Origin of the sequence: Arthrobacter sp. TB 26 (assembly GCF_000427315.1) — a bacterium.
In the GTDB taxonomy this organism is placed as follows: Bacteria; Actinomycetota; Actinomycetes; order Actinomycetales; family Micrococcaceae; genus Arthrobacter.
The window spans coordinates 2,906-7,876 of sequence record NZ_AUPJ01000073.1 but is presented as its reverse complement, the minus strand read 5'-3'; the positions used below and the strand labels follow the sequence as shown (position 1 = coordinate 7,876).

Annotated in this window: 4 protein-coding genes and 2 pseudogenes; 2 read left to right on the top strand and 4 right to left on the bottom strand. The window is 67.8% G+C overall.

The window, feature by feature from the left end:
* The 4 genes from K789_RS24895 to K789_RS0101550 all read right to left on the bottom strand — a co-directional run.
* Positions 1–173, bottom strand: a 173-nt coding sequence (locus tag K789_RS24895) for an FAD-binding protein (RefSeq protein ID WP_128081533.1), incomplete at its 3' end; no start/stop codon positions are given.
* Positions 170–1,483, bottom strand: coding sequence for a quinolinate synthase NadA (nadA, locus tag K789_RS0101560; RefSeq protein ID WP_024365208.1), 1,314 nt, complete (start codon positions 1,481–1,483; stop codon positions 170–172). The genes K789_RS24895 and nadA, both read right to left, overlap by 4 nt.
* A complete protein-coding gene (locus K789_RS0101555) occupies positions 1,480–2,190 on the bottom strand; it encodes an NUDIX hydrolase (RefSeq protein ID WP_024365207.1) in 711 nt (236 codons plus the stop codon). The genes nadA and K789_RS0101555 overlap by 4 nt, the downstream gene beginning before the upstream one ends.
* Before the next feature lie 173 nt (positions 2,191–2,363).
* On the bottom strand, positions 2,364–2,837 hold the full coding sequence (locus tag K789_RS0101550; protein ID WP_024365206.1) for an Lrp/AsnC family transcriptional regulator: 474 nt from the start codon (positions 2,835–2,837) through the stop codon (positions 2,364–2,366).
* Positions 2,838–3,013: 176 nt separating this feature from the next.
* Between K789_RS0101550 and K789_RS22005 the strand changes: the two are divergent.
* Together K789_RS22005 and K789_RS26710 are read left to right on the top strand one after the other, a co-directional pair.
* A pseudogene (locus K789_RS22005) lies at positions 3,014–4,397 on the top strand (amino acid permease).
* A 178-nt stretch (positions 4,398–4,575) separates the two neighbouring features.
* Positions 4,576–4,908: pseudogene (locus tag K789_RS26710) on the top strand (thiamine pyrophosphate-dependent enzyme); the annotation flags it as partial.
* Positions 4,909–4,971 lie beyond the last annotated feature (63 nt).

Below are 4,971 nucleotides of genomic sequence, written 5' to 3'. Positions count from 1 at the left end.
AGGACGGCCGAGACGCCGCCCTGGGCGTAGAAGGTGTTGCTCTCTTCGAGTGTTCCCTTGGTCAGGAGCACCACCTCGACGGCCGGCCCGCCGCCGGGCCCGGCGTCGGACGCCAGCAGCGCTGCGTACAGTCCCGCAATGCCGCTGCCCACCACCACCAGGCGCCTGGTCACGGCCGGGCCGCCAGCATCCGTTCGAGGGCGACCCGTGCGGGGGCGGCGACAGCGTCGTCCACCGTGATGCGGTTGACCACCTCGCCCCGCACCAGCGCTTCCAGGACCCAGGCGAGGTAGCCGGGGTGGATGCGGTACATCGTGGAGCAGGGGCAGATCACCGGGTCCAGGCAGAAGATGGTGTGCTGCGGATTTTCCGCGGCCAGCCGGTTGACGAGGTTGATCTCGGTGCCGACGGCGAACGTGGTGGGCTCGGCCGCGGCAGCGATGGCCTTGCGGATGAAGTCCGTGGACCCGGCGGAATCGGCGGCATCCACCACTTCCATGGGGCATTCCGGGTGCACGATCACCTGGACGCCCGGGAACTCGGCGCGGGCCTTTGCGATCTGGGCCACGTTGAAGCGCTTGTGGACGGAGCAGAAGCCGTGCCAGAGGATCACGCGGGAGTCCTGCAGGACCTGTTCGTCGTTGCCGCCGAGGTCCTTGCGCGGGTTCCACATCGGCATCTGGTCCAGCGGCACGCCCATGGCCTTGGCGGTGTTGCGGCCCAGGTGCTGGTCCGGGAAGAACAGGACCCGCTGGCCGCGCTCAAACGCCCATTCCAGTACCGTGGCAGCGTTCGAGGAGGTGCACACGATCCCGCCGTGTTCGCCGCAGAAGCCCTTGAGGGCGGCGGAGGAATTCATGTAGGTGACGGGGATGACCGGGACCCGGCCGTCGGCGTCGGGCTCGGTGCCGAACAGTTCCTCGAGCTGTTCCCAGCACTCGGTCACCGAGTCGATGTCCGCCATGTCGGCCATCGAGCAGCCCGCGGCCAGGTTGGGCAGGATCACGGCCTGGTCCGGCCGGGACAGGATGTCGGCGGTTTCGGCCATGAAGTGCACACCGCAGAAGATGATGGCTTCGGCGTCCGGACGGGTCAGCGCCGCGTTGGCCAGCTGGAAGGAGTCACCCACGAAGTCGGCGTATGCCACCACTTCGTCGCGCTGGTAGAAATGGCCAAGAACCACGGCACGGTCCCCGAGGGCAGCCTTGGCGGCCCGGATCCGCGCGTCGAGTTCGGCGTCGCTGGCCCTCTTGTACTCTTCCGGGAGCTGGCCCTGCCGGGGGGTCGAGGCCGGGGCGACATCCGCGACGGAGGCGCCGGGGCCGTAGGCGGGCACGCCGGCGAGGGCCTCGGCGAGATCGTAATCCCAGGGCCCGCGGGCGAGCGCCGGGCTGCAGGTGGCGCCGGCTGCTGCAATGCCCTTGGCGTTGCTGGTGGCCTGTTCGCGCGTGATCAGCTGGATGGCTGTGTTGACGCTGCTCATGGTGTGCTCCTGTTGTCTGGGTCAAGGCCTGGGCGGCCGGTAAAGCGGTAGAGGCGGGGCGGCCGGTGTTTGCCGCCCTGCAGGTACTGCTCGGTTTCTTCGATTTCGGGCGTGGCCTTGACCTGGCGGCGGAAGTTGGCCGGGTCCAGCTCGCGGTCCAGGACGGCCTCGTACACCTCCCGGACCTGGGCCAGGGTGAAGTACTCCCCGAGCAGGTGGTAGGCGATGGACTCGTAGGCCATCTTGTTGCGCAGCCGCCAGAGCGCGTAGTCGACGATCGCGTTGTGGTCGAAGGCCAGGTCGCCGAGCCGGTCCGCGCGGAACCACCGGACATTCTCGGACTCGTCCGCGAGCGCGGCCTCGGTGGGCTGGACCAGCGCCCAGTACACAATCGACACGACGCGCTGCGTGGGCGAACGGTGCAGGCCGCCGAACGCGTAAAGCTGTTCGAGGTAGCTGGGCGCCAGTCCGGTGGTCTCCTGCAGGTTCCGCGACGCGGCGTCCGGCAGGGACTCGGCATGGGTCAGCGGGCCGCCGGGCAGTGCCCACAGGCCCTTGAACGGTTCGCGGATGCGGCGAACCAGCGGGATCCAGAGGGTGGGACGTCCGGAACGCTCGCTGGGGCGGAGGGCGAAGATCACCGTGGAGATGGCCAACGACGGCGGCGCGAGCTGGCGCTCCGAGACGTTGGCAGCTGTTGTGTAGATGGTGCTTCACCCCGCATCCTGAGGCTCCGGGCCGGTCTTTGGGACCGCCCGGACGGGTCCGGCCCGACCGCCGGAATAGTTATAGTCAAACTGACTAGAACTAATTCTACGACGCCATCTGCCGGGCGCAAAATGTTTCAGGTCACACGGGGCCGCCGGAGCGGCTGCCCTGCTCAGCGTCCGGCGGCCGCGGCTTCCAGCAGCGGGAGCGTGCGGCCTTGGAAATGGGTGTTGAGCACAATCACCGAGGACGAACGAAGCACCGTCCGGGTGGCGATCATGGCATCCAGCACCCGCTGCAGGTCCGGGTTGGAGCGGGCCGCAATGCGGGCCATGAGGTCCGAACTGCCGGACACGGTATGGATTTCGATCAGTTCCGGGATCTCTGCGAGGGCCTCGACCACCGCGTCGTGCCCGAGGTCCTGGTTGATCGTCAGAGAGCAGAAGGCGACGACGGGGAAACCGAAGCGGGCCGGATCCGGCTGCGGCACCCAGGAACCGATGACCCCGCTGTCCTGCATCCGGTCCAGCCGTGACTGCACGGTGGCGCGGGCAACTTTGAGGACGCGGGAGGCCTCCAGCACCGAGGCCCTGGGTGAATCCGTGAAGAATCGGACAATCTTCGCATCCAGGGGATCAACGTCCATCAAATGTTCCTCCTGCAGACGGATCTGCATCACAAACGGTTGTGGAAACTGCGTTTCCTGCCAACAAACTGCCACCATGTTCTCACGGCCGGCGCACGTTGACCCCGCTCCATGGCGGTAAATTCAATAGGTCCCATAAGGACTTACAGATCCACACCACACGAAGGTTCGCCAGCATGACAATGAAGTCCACCGCGGAGCGCCCCGGCCTGAAACTCGGCCACAGCATGAAGCCACGCCAACTCACCATGATGGGACTCGGGAGCGCCATCGGCGCCGGCCTGTTCCTCGGCTCGGGGGNCCGGAGTCCAGGCCGCCGGACCCGCCGTCCTGATCTCCTACCTGGTCGCGGGAACCCTGATCATCCTCGTGATGTGGGCGCTGGGCGAAATGGCCGCCGCCAATCCCAACAGCGGCGCGTTTTCCGTCTACGCCGCCAAGGCCATGGGCAGGACCGCCGGAGCCACCGTGGGCTGGCTCTGGTGGCTGCAGCTGGTGGTTGTCATCGCCGCCGAAGCCCTCGGCGCGGCCGCCCTGCTGTTCACCGTGTGGCCGGTGGTCCCGGTCTGGGCCCTGTCGCTGGTCTTCATGGTCTTGTTCACGGCGATCAACCTCGCCGGCGTGAAGAACTTCGGCGAGTTTGAGTTCTGGTTCGCCATCCTCAAGGTGGCCGCCATCCTGCTGTTCCTCGGCATCGGCACCGCCCTGCTGCTGGGCTGGCTTCCGGACGTCCCCTCCCCCGGACTCACCAACTTCACCGCCAATTTTGCCCCCGCGGGCCTCGGCGGCATCGCCACCGCGCTCTTCGTCGTGATCTTCGCCTTCGGCGGCACCGAGATTGTCAGCGTGGCCGCCGCCGAGACCGAAAACCCCCGGCACAGCGTGGCCCAGGCGATCCGCACCGTTGTCTGGCGCATCCTGGTCTTCTACATCGGCTCGGTCTTCGTCATCGCCGCCGTCCTTCCCTACACCTCGGGCGCCCTGGCATCGCCGTTCGCCGGCGTCCTGGACATGGCGGGCATCCCCGGCGCGGGCGCCGCCATCACCCTGGTGGCCGTCGTCGCGCTCCTCTCGGCCCTGAACGCGAACCTCTACGGCGCCTCCCGGATGGTCTTCTCGCTGTCCGAGCGCGGCGAGGCTCCCCGGTTCCTCTCCAAGGTCAACAAGGCACGGGTGCCGGTAGTCGCCGTCGGCGTCTCTGTGGCGTTCGGCTTCCTGGCCACCGTGCTGGAACTGCTCTTCCCGGAGCAGATCCTGCCGGCACTGTTCCAGCTGGTCGGCTCGACCTGCCTGATGGTCTGGGGGTCCGCGCTTGTGTCCCAGCTGATCCTGCGCCGCCGCGCCGACCGCGAGGGCACCGAGCTGCCGCTGCGCATGAGGGGCTTCCCGGGGCTGACCATCTTTGGCCTGGTGCTCCTGGCCCTGATCTTCGCCGTCGGCTTCAGCAGCCCGGAGAGCAGCAAACAACTCGTCAGCACCATCGCCCTGGTCGCCGGCATTGCCGCGGCCTGCTGGATCGGCGCCCGGCTGACCCGCAACCGCACGCGCCAGCCCGACTAACTCGCAGCAGGGGCCGTTTTGGCCGCTCAAAACGGCCCCAGCTGCGAGCCAGTTGAGCACCACCCAGACTGAACAAGCTGTAAGGCCAGACCGCGATCCGGCTGGCATTCTTGTGCAGTCTGGTCAGTGATTCAGCGGCTGATTGCCCAGCGGCGGGCCGGTGACTAGGGTCACAACCATGGACACACTTCCCGTGGCTTCCGGCGATGTCGCCGAACCGCTCACTCCCGCCCAGCTCCGCGAGCTCTATTCGCTGATGGTGGCCGTCCGCCACCTCGATACCTCGGCCATCGCCTGGCAGCGCCAGGGCATCATCCCCGGCTACGCTCCCGAACTCGGCCAGGAGGCGGCCCAGGTGGGCAGCGGGTACGCCGTGGACACCGCCCGGGACTTCGTCTTCCCCACCTACCGCGAAATGGGCGTCGCCCGCACCATGGGCGTGGACATGGTGGCGTACATGTCCACCCACAAAGCCACCTGGCACGGCGGCCTCTACGACCCGCAGGAGTCCAGGCTCGCCCCGATCCAGGCCGTGGTGGCCGGCTCGGTGCTGCACGCCGTGGGCTGGGCCCAC

Excerpts from the sequence above, each read along its gene's own strand:
- K789_RS0101550 (WP_024365206.1), bottom strand. The coding sequence starts at position 2,837 with ATGGACGTTGATCCCCTGGATGCGAAGATTGTCCGATTCTTCACGGAT.
- nadA (WP_024365208.1), bottom strand. The coding sequence starts at position 1,483 with ATGAGCAGCGTCAACACAGCCATCCAGCTGATCACGCGCGAACAGGCC.